The organism is Sphingomonas faeni (genome assembly GCF_040407495.1).
Classification (GTDB): Bacteria; Pseudomonadota; Alphaproteobacteria; order Sphingomonadales; family Sphingomonadaceae; genus Sphingomonas; species Sphingomonas faeni_D.
This window is the reverse complement of the sequence record NZ_JAPZPP010000004.1, coordinates 299130-314420: the sequence shown is the minus strand read 5'-3', so window position 1 is coordinate 314420 and position 15291 is coordinate 299130. Positions and strand designations below refer to the sequence as shown.

General features: G+C 66.4%; 15 protein-coding genes. 4 read left to right on the top strand and 11 right to left on the bottom strand.

Features of this window, described 5'->3' with window-relative positions; translation table 11 throughout:
• Positions 1-94 precede the first annotated feature (94 nt).
• The 5 genes from O6W96_RS14565 to hisG form a co-directional block, all read right to left on the bottom strand.
• Positions 95-2251, bottom strand: a complete 2157-nt coding sequence (locus O6W96_RS14565) for a sodium-translocating pyrophosphatase (RefSeq protein WP_353470240.1) — start codon at positions 2249-2251, stop codon at positions 95-97.
• A 91-nt stretch (positions 2252-2342) separates the two neighbouring features.
• The gene (gene thiL, locus O6W96_RS14560) at positions 2343-3236 is read right to left on the bottom strand and encodes a thiamine-phosphate kinase (protein ID WP_353470239.1); all 894 of its coding nucleotides are present in this window, start codon (positions 3234-3236) and stop codon (positions 2343-2345) included.
• A gap of 147 nt (positions 3237-3383) precedes the next feature.
• On the bottom strand, positions 3384-3839 hold the full coding sequence (gene nusB, locus O6W96_RS14555; RefSeq protein ID WP_353470238.1) for a transcription antitermination factor NusB: 456 nt from the start codon (positions 3837-3839) through the stop codon (positions 3384-3386).
• 226 nt (positions 3840-4065) lie between these two features.
• The gene (gene hisD / locus O6W96_RS14550) at positions 4066-5361 is read right to left on the bottom strand and encodes a histidinol dehydrogenase (RefSeq protein WP_353470237.1); all 1296 of its coding nucleotides are present in this window, start codon (positions 5359-5361) and stop codon (positions 4066-4068) included.
• Positions 5362-5491: 130 nt separating this feature from the next.
• Positions 5492-6160 (bottom strand): ATP phosphoribosyltransferase, encoded by a 669-nt coding sequence (gene hisG / locus O6W96_RS14545; RefSeq protein WP_353470236.1) that lies wholly within the window; start codon positions 6158-6160, stop codon positions 5492-5494.
• A gap of 45 nt (positions 6161-6205) precedes the next feature.
• Here hisG and O6W96_RS14540 point away from each other — a divergent pair, with 45 nt between their 5' ends.
• On the top strand, positions 6206-7306 hold the full coding sequence (locus O6W96_RS14540; protein WP_353470235.1) for a DUF2332 domain-containing protein: 1101 nt from the start codon (positions 6206-6208) through the stop codon (positions 7304-7306).
• Positions 7307-7365: 59 nt separating this feature from the next.
• On the opposite strand, the gene O6W96_RS14535 is transcribed toward O6W96_RS14540, so the two are convergent.
• The 6 genes from O6W96_RS14535 to O6W96_RS14510 all read right to left on the bottom strand — a co-directional run bounded on the left by O6W96_RS14535 (position 7366) and on the right by O6W96_RS14510 (position 11628).
• Entirely contained in the window at positions 7366-7845 is a 480-nt protein-coding gene (locus O6W96_RS14535) for an RcnB family protein (RefSeq protein ID WP_353470234.1), read from the bottom strand.
• A 288-nt stretch (positions 7846-8133) separates the two neighbouring features.
• Positions 8134-9006, bottom strand: a complete 873-nt coding sequence (locus tag O6W96_RS14530) for an alpha/beta fold hydrolase (RefSeq protein ID WP_353470233.1) — start codon at positions 9004-9006, stop codon at positions 8134-8136.
• Positions 9007-9149: 143 nt separating this feature from the next.
• Positions 9150-10049 carry a pirin family protein gene (locus tag O6W96_RS14525; protein ID WP_353470232.1) on the bottom strand — a complete coding sequence of 300 codons (900 nt, stop codon included), beginning with the start codon at positions 10047-10049 and terminating at the stop codon, positions 9150-9152.
• A gap of 4 nt (positions 10050-10053) precedes the next feature.
• On the bottom strand, positions 10054-10566 hold the full coding sequence (locus tag O6W96_RS14520; RefSeq protein ID WP_435372224.1) for an NUDIX hydrolase: 513 nt from the start codon (positions 10564-10566) through the stop codon (positions 10054-10056).
• Positions 10567-10633: 67 nt separating this feature from the next.
• A complete protein-coding gene (locus O6W96_RS14515) occupies positions 10634-11341 on the bottom strand; it encodes a glutathione S-transferase (RefSeq protein WP_353470231.1) in 708 nt (235 codons plus the stop codon).
• A complete protein-coding gene (locus O6W96_RS14510) occupies positions 11341-11628 on the bottom strand; it encodes a BolA family protein (protein WP_353470230.1) in 288 nt (95 codons plus the stop codon). The genes O6W96_RS14515 and O6W96_RS14510 overlap by 1 nt, the downstream gene beginning before the upstream one ends.
• A 122-nt stretch (positions 11629-11750) precedes the next feature.
• On the opposite strand from O6W96_RS14510, the gene O6W96_RS14505 reads away from it, so the two are divergent.
• The 3 genes from O6W96_RS14505 (at position 11751) to cobT (ending at position 15286) form a co-directional block, all read left to right on the top strand.
• Positions 11751-12275, top strand: a complete 525-nt coding sequence (locus tag O6W96_RS14505; RefSeq protein WP_353470229.1) for a J domain-containing protein — start codon at positions 11751-11753, stop codon at positions 12273-12275.
• A gap of 178 nt (positions 12276-12453) precedes the next feature.
• Entirely contained in the window at positions 12454-13458 is a 1005-nt protein-coding gene (gene cobS, locus O6W96_RS14500) for a cobaltochelatase subunit CobS (protein WP_055874633.1), read from the top strand.
• A 4-nt stretch (positions 13459-13462) separates the two neighbouring features.
• The gene (gene cobT / locus O6W96_RS14495) at positions 13463-15286 is read left to right on the top strand and encodes a cobaltochelatase subunit CobT (RefSeq protein WP_353470228.1); all 1824 of its coding nucleotides are present in this window, start codon (positions 13463-13465) and stop codon (positions 15284-15286) included.
• Positions 15287-15291: the final 5 nt, after the last annotated feature.

Below are 15291 nucleotides of genomic sequence, written 5' to 3'. Positions count from 1 at the left end.
TCGGCGTAGAAGGCTTCGAGCGAGTTGTCGCGTGCTTGCAAGGATGATCGCCGAGCGGTCGGCGTAACTTTTCCGCTCGGCGATCCCTTGCCCATCAGCCCACCCCGCCGCCGGTTAGCGCCGCGAGAAGCAGCAGCGCGACGATGTTGGTGATCTTGATCATCGGATTCACGGCGGGGCCTGCGGTGTCCTTGTACGGGTCGCCGACCGTGTCGCCGGTGATCGCCGCCTTGTGCGCTTCGGAGCCTTTGCCGCCGTGGTTGCCGTCCTCGATGTATTTCTTGGCGTTGTCCCATGCGCCGCCGCCGCTTGTCATCGAGATCGCGACGAACAGCCCGGAGACGATCACGCCCAGCAGCATCGCGCCGAGCGAGGCGAAGCCGGCGGCCTGGCCCGCGACCGCCGTGATGATGAAGTACACGGCGAGCGGCGATAGCACCGGCAGCAGCGAGGGTACGATCATTTCGCGGATCGCCGCCTTCGTCACGAGGTCGACCGTCCGTGCGTAGTCGGGGCGGCTGGTGCCCAGCATGATGCCGGGGTTGTTGCGGAACTGCTCGCGGACTTCCTCTACGACGGCGCCGGCCGCGCGACCCACCGCGGTCATGCCGAATGCGCCGAACAGATAGGGGAGCAATGCGCCCAACAAGAGCCCGACGATGACGTACGGGTTGCTGAGGCTGAAATCGACCGTGACGTCAGGGAAATAGGTCGCGAGATCGGTGGTATACGCGCCGAACAGCACGAGTGCGGCAAGCCCTGCCGAGCCGATCGCATAGCCCTTGGTGACAGCCTTGGTGGTGTTGCCGACCGCGTCGAGTGCATCGGTCCGTTGGCGAACATCGTCGGGCAGGCCCGCCATTTCGGCGATCCCGCCCGCGTTATCCGTGACGGGTCCGTAGGCGTCGAGCGCAACCACCATGCCGGCCTGGGCGAGCATCGCGGTGGCGGCGAAGGCGATGCCGATGATCCCCGCCAGCTGGTACGCGACGATCACCGCGACGACGATCACCAGCGTGGGCAGCGCGGTCGACTCGAGGCTGATCGCCAGGCCTTGGATGACGTTGGTGCCGTGGCCGGTTTCGGACGCCCTGGCGATCGACTGGACCGGGCGGTGGTTGGTGCCGGTGTAATATTCGGTGATCCACACGATCAGCCCGGTCACGACGAGCCCGATCATCATCGACCAGAACAGGTCCATGCCGGTAAAGCTCTGCGTCAGCGACGGCGCCGCCTGCGTTGTGAGGTCGTCGGTGGCAGGATCGAGGAAGCCTGCGCCGCCGATCACGCGGTGGAGGTCGCCGAGCACGTACTGCGTGGCGAGATAGATCGCCGGGATCGACAGGATCGTCGAGGTGAAGAACCCCTTGTACAGCGCGCCCATGATGCTGCCGCCACCGAGCCGGACCATGTACGTGCCGATAATCGAGGTGACGATGCACACCCCGCCGACAAGCAGCGGGAGGGTCATCAGCCGCATCAACTCGGCGCCGCTCGCCTGGATCAGCAGCGCGATCGAGATCATCGTGACGCCCAAGGTGACGACGTAGGTCTCGAACAGATCGGCGGCCATCCCGGCGCAGTCGCCGACGTTGTCGCCGACATTGTCCGCGATGACCGCGGGGTTGCGGGGATCGTCCTCGGGGATACCCGCCTCGACCTTGCCGACCAGATCCGCGCCGACGTCCGCCGCCTTAGTGAAGATGCCGCCGCCGAGCCGCGCGAAGATCGAGATCAGCGAGGCGCCGAACGCGAGTGCGGTAAGCGCCTCGACGATGATCCGGTCGTTGGGCGCGTGGCCTGCGGGACCGGTGAGGTACCAGAAGAACGCGCTGATCGCGAGCAGGCCGAGACCCGCCACGAGCATGCCGGTAACCGCGCCTGATCGGAACGCCAGCGTCAGGCCGGCCTGCAGCGACGTGCGCGCGGCCTCCGCGGTGCGGACGTTGGCGCGAACCGAGATGTTCATGCCCACATAGCCGGCAACGCCCGACAGGACCGCGCCGATGACGAAGCCGATCGTCGAGATACGCCCGAGCGTGAACAGCAGGATCGCCGCGACGATGACGCCGACGATCGCGATCGTGGTGTATTGCCGCCCTAGATAGGCCTTGGCGCCTTCCTGGATGGCGGCGGCGATGTCCTGCATCTTGGCGTTGCCGGGGGAGGCGGCGAGCACCTGTCGACTGGTGACGAAACCATATAGGACGGCGATGACGCCGCAGATCATGGCCAAATAGACGGTCGTCATACGGCACTATCCCTCTTGTCAGGTCCTCTCCGGTCCCGGCTTTGCCGAGTCCCGATGCGGCGAACCTATCAGTGCGGGGGTATTGCGCAAGTTATCCTCGGGGGCGGTGCTCGTAGCCTAGACTTGCTGGGAGCGGAACGGGTGTGCCGGAGTCGTGAAGGGTGAGGCCGGAGCCGGTCGAGAACGCTCCGATTAAAGTGGCGTCGGTGACAAAATCTTGCGGTGCAGCAAAAAGGAGTTGGTAGTCGTCTCCTGCGGTCGCGGCAGCGAGCCGAGCGCCGGAGAAGGTGCGATAGGCGTCAGATACGGGGATGCGCGCGAGGTCGATGCTGATGGCAAGGTTGCTGGCTAGTGCCATGCGGGATGCGTCGATGAGCAGCCCGTCGGAGACGTCCATCATCGCGTGGACGTGCGGGGCAAGGATGCGGCCGTCGGCGAGTCGCGGTTGCGGGCGCCGGTATGCGGCGAGCAGTTCGGCTGGGCCGTGTGCACCGAGTGCGATCGCCAGTCCCGCGCCCGCGTCGCCGATCGTGCCGGTGACGTAGAGCGCGTCGCCTTCGCGTGCACCGCTACGGGCGGGCGCGGCGGCATCGCTGCCGAACGCGGTGACGGTCAGGACGCGGGGGGCGTTCGGGGGAAGCGTCACGGTGTCGCCGCCGATGATCTTCGTGTCGAAGGTGGTAAGGACGTCGGCGAGCCCTTCGAGAAACGCTCGGTCCCATGAGTCGTCGCCGAGTGGGTAGTTGAGAAGGACGCCTTCGGGATTGGCGCCCTTGGCGGCCAAATCGGAGAGGTTGGTCGCGACCAGCTTCCACGCGACGTCCTGCGCGGGATCGGTCGGGAGGAAGTGCACGCCTTCGACCAGCGTGTCGGTGGTGACGACGAGCGGGCCTGCGTCGAGCAGCGCCGTATCGTCGTTCAGCCCTCGAGCCGCCAGATGCAGCGGGAGCTGGCGGAGAGCAGCAATAAACTCGGCTTCGGTCACTCTCTGCTCCCTCTCCCCTCCGGGGAGAGGGTCACCAACTGCGCCCTCTCCCCTTCGGGGAGAGGGCTGGGGTGAGGGGCTGTTCCAGGCGCCGCACTGCTTGGCAGCCCCTCACCCCGACCCTCTCCCGGAGGGAGAGGGAGTCCGTCAGGCCCGCACGTCTCTCGCGATACCGTCGAGCAGCCCGTTTACGAACCCCGACTCGCGCTTGTCGTAGAACGCATGCGCCACATCGACATATTCGCTGATCACCGCGGCAACCGGCACGTCCTTCCGCGCCAGCAGTTCGTAGGTGCCGACGCGGATGATCGCCTTCATCGGCTTGTCGAGCCGCGCCAGCGTCCAGCCCTTGGCGAGCTTGCCCTCGATCAGCACGTCGATCTCGCCGGCGCGCGCGTTGGCTCCGGTCACCAGGTCATCGAAGAAATCGACGTCGGCCTCGGCATATTCGACGTCTTCGATCGTCGCACCGAGCCGGTGCTGGTGGAATTCGTTGAGCAGGACGGGCATCGCAGTGCCCTCCATCTCGTGCTGGTAAGTCGCCTGAACGGCGGCGAGGCGAGCGGCGGCACGCGCCTTGGTGCGGGGGGCGGTTCGAGTCATAAGCGGTTGCCTGTAGGCGCGGGGGGCCTGTGTGTCAGCCCTTTGCGTTTCGAACGGAACGGCAAGAAGGTTTGTTCACGCGGAGGCGCGGAGGCGCGGAGATGTTGCGTGCGGCGCAGCCGCTTCGATCTCCTCATCCGCTAGTGATTGAAGGGCCGCTACGCGGCAAGGTCGACACCTCCGCGTCTCCGCGTCTCCGCGCCTCCGCGCCTCCGCGCGAACAAATCTAACTGTTAAGCCGTAGCCGCAAGGCCACCGACTTTGCGTGCGCAGGTAGCCCCTCGGCGTTGGCGAGCGCGACCGTGGCTGGCCCGAGTTCGCGCAGCGCAGCTTCGTCCAACGCCAGGAAGCTGGTGCGCTTCATGAAGTCGAGCACGGACAGCCCCGACGCAAACCGCGCACGGCGGCCGGTGGGGAGGACATGGTTCGGGCCGGCGACGTAATCGCCGATCGCCTCGGGTGTGTAGCGGCCGAGGAACACCGAGCCGGCGTGGCGGATGCGGTCGAAGAAGCCCTGCGGGTCGGGAATCGCCAGCTGGAGATGCTCGGCGGCGAGGCGATCGACCAACGGGATCGCGTCCGCCAGCGTGTCGACGACAACGATCGCGCCGTTGGTGTCCCAAGCGACGCGCGCGACGGCTTCGGTGGCGAGTTCGCGCAACTGACGGTCCACCGCGTCGGCCACCTTGTCGGCAAACGCCGAGTCGTCGGTGAACAGGATCGACTGCGTGGTCACGTCGTGCTCGGCTTGGCTGAGCAGGTCGGCGGCGGTCCATTCGGGGTCGTTCAGCGCGTCCGCCACGACGACGATTTCCGAGGGACCCGCGACCATGTCGATGCCGACGACGCCGTAGACCTGGCGCTTGGCTTCGGCGACCCAGGCGTTGCCGGGGCCGGTGATGACGTCGACCGGCTCGATCCGGCCCGCGCCGTAGGCGAGCGCTGCGACCGCCTGCGCGCCGCCGACGCGCCAGACTTCGTCTACTCCGGCGAGGTGTGCTGCGGCGAGGACCAGTGGGTTGATCTGGCCGTCCGGAGTCGGTGTGACCATCGCCAGATGGCCGACACCAGCGACCTTGGCGGGGATCGCGTTCATCAACAGCGACGAGGGATACGCGGCCCGTCCCCCCGGAACGTAAATCCCTGCGGCATCGACCGGCAACCAGCGTGCGCCGAGCCTCACACCCGCCGAGTCGACCGAGTCGCTGTCGAGCGGGCGCTGTTTCTCATGGTACGCACGGATGCGGGTCGCGGCGAGTTCGAGCGCCGTGCGCAACTCGGAATCGAGCGCATCGAACGCGGCCTTGCAGTCGGCGGCGTCGATCTGCCAGCCGGTGGTTTCGAGGTCGTGGCGGTCGTGCTTCTGCGTGAGGTCGCGGAGCGCGGTTTCGCCGTCGCGACGGACCGAGGCGATGATTGTGGCGACGTCCTGCGTGACGCCCGCATCGGACTCGCGACGGTCTTCGACGAGCGCGGTGAAGCGGGTCGCGAAGTCTGCATCGGATGTGGAAAGGCGGATCACTTGCCTCCCTCCCACATGCGGGAGGGGTTGGGGGTGGGCACGCGCTCACCACGGGCGTTACGCTGGAGGGAAGCGCGAGCCCAACCCCCAGCCCCTTCCCGCTTGCGGGAAGGGGAGCAGGAGAGGGCGCTCATGCTGCGATCTCCTGCGCTTCGACCGCGCGACGGAAGGCCTCTACCAAGGGCACGACCCGGCTGCGCGTCTTCATTGCGGCACGGTTGACCACCAGACGGCTGGTGACTTCCATGATCGTCTCGACTTCGACGAGGCCGTTCTCCAGCAGCGTGCGGCCTGACGATACGAGGTCGACGATGCGGGGGGCGAGGCCGAGCGTAGGTGCCAATTCCATCGCGCCGTTGAGCTTCACGCACTCCGCCTGAACGCCGCGGGCCGCGAAGTGAGCGGCCGTCACGTGGGGATATTTGGTCGCGACGCGAACATGGCTCCAGCCGCGTGGATCGTCCTGCGCGGCCATCTCGGCGGGCTCGGCGACCGACAGGCGGCAATGGCCGATGCCGAGGTCGACCGGCGCGTAAAGCTCCGAATAGCCGAACTCGGCGATCACGTCCGACCCGACGATGCCGAGTTGCGCAGCCCCGTGCGCAACGAAAGTGGCGACGTCGAACGCGCGCACCCGGATCAGCGAGATCGCCGGATCGTTGGTCGCGAACCGCAGCGCCCGGCTGTTCTCGTCGGAGAACGACGCTTCCGGATGCACCCCGGCGCGGGCGAGCAGCGGCAAGGCTTCGGCGAGGATGCGTCCCTTGGGGACGGCGATGATGATCTGGGAGTCTGGCACGCGCCGGGCTTTACGGGGGGGGCTTGGCGGGTGCAACAACTGCGCATGGCAAACGAAACGGCAAACCGCGCGGCGTTCGAGATCCAGGCAGGCTATTGCGCCGCGATGGACGCGCCGATCACGGCGCGGGTTTGCACCGCGCTGGCGGTCGCGCTCGATCGGGATAGCGAGACGGGGCGGCGAGCGCTCGACTGGCCGGGCGAACCGGTTGCCGATGCGCTGGCGCTGCGCCTGGTCGGCGGGCTGCATGCGCTCCATCGCGCGGGCCTCGATCCGGCGCTTTCAGCCGTATTCTCCGGCGCGGAGACCGACCCGATGCGCGTGACGACCATTTTGAAAGCAACGCTCGTCGCGCACGATGCCGCGTTGCTGCCCTGGCTCGACGGGCCGCCACAGACCAACGAGGCGGCGCGGTCCGCCGGAATGATGACCGGCATATTGCACCTCGCCGAGCGGTACGGGCCGCGGTTCGAGGTGCTGGAGATCGGATCGAGCGCGGGACTCAACCTGCTGATCGATCGCTATCGGTTTAACCTTGGCGGCGTGAATGTCGGGCCATTGGCATCGCTTGTGACGATCCGCCCCGAATGGCGTGGCGCGCCGCCGCCAAGCGCTCCGGTCGAGATCGAGTCGACACGTGGCGTCGATATCCAGCCGGTCGACGTCGCCGATCCGGTCGCGGCGGCGCGGCTCGAGGCGTATGTCTGGGTCGATGCGGTCGAGCGACAGGTGCGGCTGGCGGCGGCGATTGGTATGGTGCGCGAAGGTGGCGTCGACCTTGTCGAAGGTGATGCGGCCGACTGGGTCGAGGCGCAATTGACCAAGCCGCAGCCCGAGGGGGTCACGCGCGTGCTAATGCATTCGGTGGTGTGGCAGTATTTGCCGGCGACCTCCCGCGAGCGGATCCGGGTGGCGATGGACGCGGCCGGCGCGCGGGCGACGGTCGAGAAGCCTCTCGGCTGGGTGATGATGGAGCCCAACCGCGACCTTCACCGCCACGAAGTTCGTGTCCGCGGTTGGCCGGGCGATCGGGCGATGGAACTGGTCGCGCTGACGCATGCGCATGGTGCCTGGGTCGAGGGGCTCTCGGCGCCGTACGAGACGCGGGACTACGTCATGCGACGTGGCGCCTACGAGAAGGACTGAAGGCGTCAGATACGCGTGCGGCCCGGGAGCGATCCCGGGCCGACTAATCTTAATAGAACTTAATAGAAGAAGCCGTTGTTGACCTGCGCAACGCGGCCGTTGCGCGTGTCGACCAGGACTACGTCGCGGCCGTAACGGACCCAGCGCTGATACCCGTAGGCCGGGCGCGACAGGCGATAGGTCTGATAGTCGTTGATCCAGTATTGGCGCCCATAATAGTTCGGCGCGAACCGGTAGCCGACGCTCACCGGACGATAGCGATAACCGCGCGGGCCAACATAGGCGGGGCGGCGATAGACGTTGCCGTGCGTCCGACGGTAATCGCGCCAGTCCTCGCGGCGCTCCTGGCGATCCTCACGCAGTTCGCGACGGGCATCGCGGATATCGCCGCGGTCCCCGTAGCGGCGCGCGTTCTGAAGATCACGGCGGCTCTCGCGGACTTCGCGCTGGTCGCGACGGACTTCGCCATAGCTCTGCGCAGTGGCGAAGGTGGGGACGAGTGTGGCGGCGGCAACGGCCGCAAGGATCATCTTACGCATGACTGCTCTCCTGTGTTCGACGCCGGATCAACGGCATGACGGCGGTTTTGCTCCCCGGCCGCTGAACGCTTTCCGAATGCGGTGGTCAGGAAACAGACAGGTGGGCAGGCAAGATCGTGTGCCGTTGTACTCCCAGACAAGCCCCCCCGGCGAAGGCCGGGGTCCAATCGGAAAGGTTGTAGTGACGTAGCGCCGCCATGAGTTACGACCGTCCCCCAATTGGGCCCCGGCCTTCGCCGGGGGGCTGTCCTAGGCAAAGGGTACGTACGGCGCTGAGCGACGGTCGAATTAGATTCTCCAGCGGCGCATCGCGGCGATCACCGCGTCGGGTTTCTGCCACGGTACGAAATGGCCTGCGTCGATCTTCTCGATCGTGAGGTCGGGAACATAGCCGGAGAGATTAAGCTGGCTCGGCAACAGCGCGCTATCCTGCATGCCCCAGATTACCAGTACCGGCATCTTCGTGGGTGGAAACGGTGCGTCGAGAAACACGGGGCGAGGCGGGGTCTCGTCCATTGCGGGGACGACGATCGCGCTCGCGCGGTACCAGTTGAGCATGCCGGTGATCGCGCCGGGCTGGCCCCATTCGTCGAGATAGGCGGCCTTGTCGTCGGCCATTGCGGCAAGGTCGGCGTGCTTTGCGAAACTCGTGTCGAAGAAGGTTTCGAGCCCGATCGTCTCGATATGCTTCTCGAGATCGGGATTGCGGAAGGCGCGGATATACTGGCTGGCGGCGCGCTGTTCGCGGTCGTCGAACATGGTGCGCTGAAAGACGAGCGGATGCGGCGCATTGATGATGACGAGCTTCGCGATACGCTCGGCGTGGCGCAGCGCCGCCATCCATGCGACCGCGCCGCCCCAGTCGTGACCGACCAGCGCGAAGCGGTCGATGTCGAGGTGATCCGCGAGCGCGATCAGGTCGGCGACGATCTTGTCGGGGGTGTAGCTCTCGACGCCCTCGGGCTTGGAGGAGCGGGCGAAGCCGCGTTGGTCGGGCGCGATCACGTAATGGTCGCGGGCGAGGTCCGGGGCGATGTCGCGCCACGTACGGTGCGATTCGGGGAAGCCGTGGAGCAGGATCACGGGCGGGTTCGCCGGGTCGCCGGTGATCGCGACGTCGAGTTCGACGTCCGTGGATAGTGGAATGCGTTGCAGTGTCATGATTCCCCTCCCGCTCGCGGGAGGGGTCAGGGGAGGGCCTGCCCGTCGCGCTGCCCTTGGAACATGCCCTCCCCCAACCCCTCCCGCAAGCGGGAGGGGAGCAGAAGGTGCGTTCTCCCCTCCCGCTTGCGGGAGGGCGGGAATTACGGATAGCTGACCGTCTTCGGGATCGCAGGGATCTCGATCCACTCCTTCTCGTCGCCGGGCACTTTGGGGAAGTTGCCTGCGTTCCAGTCCCGCTTCGCCTGTTCGATACGATCCCGGTTCGAGCTGACGAAGTTCCACCAGACGTGGCGTGGCGTCGTGAAGGCGTCGCCGCCGCAGAGCATCGCGCGGCCGCCGTGTGCGGACCGTAGCGTCGCCGAGATGCCGGGGCGGAGGACGTAGAGGACTTGCGGTTCGAGGGGCACGCCTTCCAGCGTCGCTTCGCCCATCGCGAGATAGATAGCGCGCTCCTCGGCCGCGGCGTCGATCGGCACGCTTGCGCCAGGATCGAGCGCGATGTCGGCGTAGATCGTACCCGAATAGGTCGTGGTCGGCGCGGTCTGGCCCCACAGGCTCCCCATGATGATCCGCGAGCGTGCGCCGTGCGCCTCGATCGTCGGCAGCTGCGCCTTGGTGACGTGCTCGAACGCCGGGTCGATCTCCTCGACCGCCTCGGGCATCGCCAGCCAGGTCTGGATGCCCGACAGGTTAGGCCCTTCGGCGCGCTCGTCGCCGGGCGAGCGTTCGGAATGGACGATGCCGTGGCCCGCGGTCATCAGATTGACCGCGCCGGGCTCGATCCGCGCCTGCGTACCGAGCGAATCGCGGTGATCGATCGCGCCGTCGAACAGATAGGTGACGGTCGACAGGTTGATGTGCGGATGCGGCCGCACGTCGATGCCTTGCCCCACGTCGAGATGCGCCGGGCCCATCTGGTCGAAGAACAGGAACGGGCCGACCATCGTCCGCTCCTTGTTCGGTAGCGTGCGGTGGACCTTGAACCCGCCGAGATCGTGCGTCGACGGCAGGATAGTCTGGAGGACAAAATCATCGAGCATGGCGTTATCCCTTGGCAGGTTCCGTGGCGTCGAGGAGTTCGACCAGGTCTGCTGGATAGAGCGTTTCGTGGAAGCCCGCGATGTCGTTTCGGGAAAACCAGCGGTGACCGACGAGCAGTTGCTTCTCCTGTTCGGTGAGATTGCCGGCCTTCACATCGCAGGTGTCGACGTCGATCCGGAAATAGCGTTCGTCGGCGGTGACCTCGACGCCTTCGAAGGTCAGGAAGTCGACGACGCGGCGCGCGACTTCGGGACCGCAATCAATGTCGAGGCCGACTTCTTCCCAGAGTTCGCGACGTGCGGCGGCGGCGTAGCTCTCGCCCGGATCGACCGCGCCGCCCGGCGTGCACCAGAGTGGCGGGCGGTCGGTGGGGGTGAAGCGGAACATCAGGACGCGGTTTTGGCCGTCGACGAGCAGGATGCGCGCGGCCGGGCGTGGGGTGCGCTTCGATCCTCCCCCGCCAGGGGGAGGTGTCGCCGAAGGCGACGGAGGGGGCGGAGACGGAGCAGCGGTCATCGCTTACCGCCCCCTCCGTCTCGCTGCGCGATCCACCTCCCCCCGGCGGGGGAGGATCGAAGGTGACTCATGCGGCGTCGAGCTCGGGATAGGCGCGGAAGATGCCGTCGGTGTTGAAGGCGAGGCGCCGGTCGCTTTTCAGATACGCCTTGATCCCCGGCAGTTCGGCGACCTGATTGTGGATGCGGACGAGGTTCGGGTAGTCGGGCTCGAGCGTCTTCATCCGCTTGGGGAACATGTACCGCAGCCCCTCGACGATCTGGAACAGCGACGTATCGGCGTAGGTCCATTTGTGGTCGATCAGCCAGTCGCCGGTATTGGCCTGCGCCGCATCCTCGAAATGACCGAGATACTTCGGCATCCGCGCCTCGCGGAACTGCTTCGCCGCACGCGCGGCCTCGGGCTTCTGGTCCTCGTAATAGTCCATCATCGCGACCGGATGGTGGACGTTGTGAACCTCCGCAACGAGGTCGGCGATCGTCAGCTGGAGCTGGTTGAGCCAGAGCCGGTCCGCCATGTTCGACGGCGCGAGGCCGTGGCGCTCACCGAGATACATCAGGATATTGGCGACCTGCGCGATCACCAGACCGTCGAGCTCCAGATAGGGCGGCGCGAACGGCGTCCGACCGGTGCGGTCGTTGAGATCGGCCATCAGCCCATCCTCGCCGACCTTGCGCGCGCAATCTTCGTATTCGATCTCGGCGCCTTCCAGCGCAAGCCGGACGAACTCGCCGCGCCCCTGGATCGAGGGCCAGTACCAGAGCTTGTACGCCATCATCTCTCTCCAGGCGCGCGGGCCTTGATGGCGAGCGCGTGAATCTTCGTGCTCAACAGTTCGGCGAGCGCCTGGTTCACGAGCCGCTGGCGCGCGACGCGATTAAGGCCTTCGAACTTCGCGGTTTCCACCTCGACCCGGAAATGCGTCTCGCCGGTGCCGTCGTCGCCCATGTGGCCGGCGTGAAGCCCGCTCTCGTTGACGACGGTCAGCTGGGTGGGGCTGAGCGCGGTGGTGAGGCGGGCGGTGATCTGGTCCTGTACGGAGCCGGTGGCGAGGTCTGTCATGCTCCCTATATAGCCCGTTTTGGAAGCGCGGGGAGCCGGTGGCGGACGACGATCGAAAAGAGCGCAAGGAACGCCCCAGCCAACGGTTTCACGGCCGCGTGGAAGGGACGGGTCGCGTCTGCATGTGGCGCGACTGCGAGGAGCCCGGCGAATTTCGCGCACCCCCGCTCGAAGGGCCGAGCGACGGCGGCCCGCCGCAGTTCCGTTGGTTCTGCCTGGAGCATGTGCGCGCGTTCAACTCCGGCTATAATTTCTTCGACGGCATGACCGCGGACGAGATTCATTATGCGCAGCGACCGATGGCGGGCTGGGAACGCGAGACGCGGGCGTTCGCGCATGGTGGCGGCGACACCCCGCCGGAATGGGCGGACTTCGCCGATCCGATCGATGCGATCGGCGCGCGCTTCGGCGAGCGGATGGCGGCGGCGCGTAAGGATGGCCGCGTGCTGTCCGACGGCGAACGGCGCTCGTTGCGCGTCCTCGGGCTCGGCACGGACACCGACCGGACGGCGCTCCGCAAACGCTACAGCGAACTCGTCCGCCGCTATCACCCCGATCGCAACGGCGGCGACCGGGCGCACGAAGCGGAATTGCAGAAGGTTATCGCGGCCTACCAGCATCTGAAAGGTGCCACGGCGTTTGCCTGACGAAGCGGGAATGTGATCCATACTTACTCTGATCGATATTTCACGACGCGCCGGTCGGAACCGCACGGCTGGCGAGCGGTTCGTCTAACTCTTCCGGTCAATCGCCCGACCAATCGTACAGCGGCGGTTGAGTAACTGCCCGCGCTTGGCCTAGAGCTACCGGGAACACGAGGCCAACATGACCGATATCCCGAATACCCAGCCAGATAGCCGCGAGACCACGATCCTCGACGCACCCGACCGCATGGTGAAAGTGCGCGAGATGTTCGGGATCGATTCCGACATGGAAGTGCCGGCCTTTTCCGAAGCCGACGAGCGCGTGCCCGATCTCGATCCGGCCTACGTCTTCGATGCCGACACGACGCTCGCCGTGCTGGCGGGGTTTGCGCATAACCGTCGCGTGATGGTCCAGGGCTATCACGGCACCGGCAAGTCGACGCATATCGAGCAGGTCGCGGCGCGCCTGAAATGGCCGTGCATCCGCATCAACCTCGATGCGCACATCAGTCGCATCGACCTGATCGGCCGCGATGCGATCGTGCTGAAAGACGGCCAGCAGATCACCGAGTTCCGCGAAGGCCTGCTCCCCTGGGCGTTGCAAACCCCGACCGCGCTGGTGTTCGACGAATACGACGCCGGCCGCCCGGACGTGATGTTCGTGATCCAGCGCGTGCTGGAGACCGAGGGCAAGCTGACCTTGCTCGACCAGAACCGCGTGATCCGCCCGAACCCGTGGTTCCGCCTGTTCGCGACCGCCAACACGGTCGGCCTTGGCGATACGAGCGGGCTGTATCACGGCACGCAGCAGATCAACCAGGGCCAGATGGACCGCTGGAACATCGTCGTGACGCTGAACTATCTGCCAGCCAAGGTCGAGGCGCAGATCGTGCTCGCCAAGTCGGGCGAATACGACAAGCCCGACGGCAAGAAGGTCGTCGAGAACATGGTGCGGGTGGCGGACATGACCCGCAAGGGCTTCGTTAACGGCGACATCTCGACCGTAATGAGCCCGCGTACGGTGATCACCTGGGCGCAGAACGCGCTCATCTTCGGCGACGTCGGCTTCGCGTTCCGGTTGAGCTTCCTCAACAAGTGCGACGAGGCGGAGCGGCCGCTGGTAGCCGAATATTACCAGCGCGTGTTCGGCAAGGACCTCCCCGAGAGCGTGGTGGGTAAGGCCTGAGCCTTTGGCCAACGAAACCCCTCTCGATCGCTTCAAGGCGGTTCTTGCCGGCACCGCGCGCGCGATTTCGGAGGAGCCGGAGGTTGAACTCGCGTTCACCGCAGATGCGCCGACGCAGAGCGGCAAGCACATCAAGGTGCCGATGCCTGCGCGGGCCTTGCCGTTGGAGCAGGTGGCCGAAGCGCGGGGTTTTGCCGACGGTTTCGCGCTGCGGTTGAAGCACCACGACATCGCGCTGCATAATCGTGCGGCGCCGGTCGACGCGGTGGCGCGCGCAGTATTTGACTCCGTCGAGACTGCACGAGTCGAGGCGCTCGGGTCGCGCGGCTATGCGGGGATTACCGAGAACCTCGAACGCGCGCTTGACGTGCGGTTGCGGGCCGATCCGATTACGCGCGCGCGCAATCGTGACGAAGTCCCGTTGTCGACCGCGCTCGGTTTGATGGTCCGCGAGCGGCTGACCGGGCAGGAATCGCCCGCGATTGCCGCGCCCGGTCTCGCGCTGGTCCGCGGATGGATCGAGAGCAAGACCGACCTCGACGCGCTGGCCTATGCGCTCGACGACCAGAAGGCGTTCCAGGGCCTTGCGCGGAAAATGCTGCAGGAGCTGGAACTGGTCGAAGGCGATCAGGTCCCTGAGGAGAGCGACGAGGGCGGCTCCGAGGACGAGGGCACCGACGAGCAGCAGCAGGACGAGGGCGACGAAGGCGACGACCAGGGCGAGGACGGTCAGGGCGAAGTCGAGGCGCGGGGCGAACAGTCCGAGCAGCAGAACGAGGAAAGCGACGGCCAAGAGCAAAGCGACGAGTCGATGGACGACATCGACGGCGAGCCTGGAGATGATGGCGAGGAAGGCATGCAGCCGGTCCGCCCGAACCGTCCCTTCGCGGACATGGGCGGCGCGTTCGACTACAAACCGTGGACGACGCAGTTCGACGAGGTCATCGCCGCCACCGAGTTGTGCGACGCCGACGAACTCGCGCGGCTCCGCGGCTATCTCGACCAGCAGCTCGTGCACCTGCAATCGACCGTGTCGAAGCTCGCTAACCGACTCCAACGGCGCCTGATGGCGCAGCAGTCACGGTCGTGGGATTTCGACCAGGAGGAGGGCATCCTCGACGCGGCACGGCTCGCGCGCGTGATCGTCAACCCGACGTTGTCGCTCAGCTACAAGTCTGAGCGCGAGACGGATTTCCGCGACACCGTCGTGACGCTGTTGATCGACAATTCGGGATCGATGCGCGGCCGTCCGATCTCGATCGCGGCGATCAGCGCGGACATCCTCGCCCGCACGCTGGAGCGGTGCGGCGTGAAGACCGAGATCCTCGGCTTTACGACGCGCGCCTGGAAGGGCGGGCAGAGCCGCGAGACCTGGCTTGCCGCCGGGCGTCCACCGCAGCCGGGCCGGCTGAACGACATCCGCCACATCGTCTACAAGCGTGCCGACGAGCCGTGGCGGCGCGCGCGTAACTCGCTCGGCCTGATGATGCGCGAGGGGTTGCTGAAGGAGAATATCGACGGCGAGGCGCTGATGTGGGCGCATGCGCGGCTGGTCGCGCGGCCCGAGGAGCGCCGCATCCTGATGGTGATCAGCGACGGCGCGCCGGTCGACGATTCGACGCTCAGCGTGAACTCGGGCTCGTATCTGGAGCGTCATCTGCGCCAGGTGATCGGCTGGATCGAGAGCAAGTCGCCGGTCGAGCTGGTCGCGATCGGCATTGGCCACGACGTCACCCGCTATTACGCGCGTGCCGTGACGATCATGGACGTCGAGCAGCTTGGCGGCACGATCATCGAACAGCTGGCCTCGCTGTTCGATACGGAATGAGCGGC

Coding starts and splice junctions, on each gene's coding strand:
- O6W96_RS14525 (WP_353470232.1), bottom strand. CDS start 10,049: ATGCTCGATGATTTTGTCCTCCAGACTATCCTGCCGTCGACGCACGAT.
- O6W96_RS14540 (WP_353470235.1), top strand. CDS start 6,206: ATGGCAAACGAAACGGCAAACCGCGCGGCGTTCGAGATCCAGGCAGGC.
- cobS (WP_055874633.1), top strand. CDS start 12,454: ATGACCGATATCCCGAATACCCAGCCAGATAGCCGCGAGACCACGATC.
- nusB (WP_353470238.1), bottom strand. CDS start 3,839: ATGACTCGAACCGCCCCCCGCACCAAGGCGCGTGCCGCCGCTCGCCTC.
- O6W96_RS14520 (WP_435372224.1), bottom strand. CDS start 10,566: ATGACCGCTGCTCCGTCTCCGCCCCCTCCGTCGCCTTCGGCGACACCT.
- O6W96_RS14530 (WP_353470233.1), bottom strand. CDS start 9,006: ATGACACTGCAACGCATTCCACTATCCACGGACGTCGAACTCGACGTC.
- O6W96_RS14565 (WP_353470240.1), bottom strand. CDS start 2,251: ATGACGACCGTCTATTTGGCCATGATCTGCGGCGTCATCGCCGTCCTA.
- O6W96_RS14510 (WP_353470230.1), bottom strand. CDS start 11,628: ATGACAGACCTCGCCACCGGCTCCGTACAGGACCAGATCACCGCCCGC.
- O6W96_RS14535 (WP_353470234.1), bottom strand. CDS start 7,845: ATGCGTAAGATGATCCTTGCGGCCGTTGCCGCCGCCACACTCGTCCCC.
- O6W96_RS14505 (WP_353470229.1), top strand. CDS start 11,751: ATGTGGCGCGACTGCGAGGAGCCCGGCGAATTTCGCGCACCCCCGCTC.
- O6W96_RS14515 (WP_353470231.1), bottom strand. CDS start 11,341: ATGGCGTACAAGCTCTGGTACTGGCCCTCGATCCAGGGGCGCGGCGAG.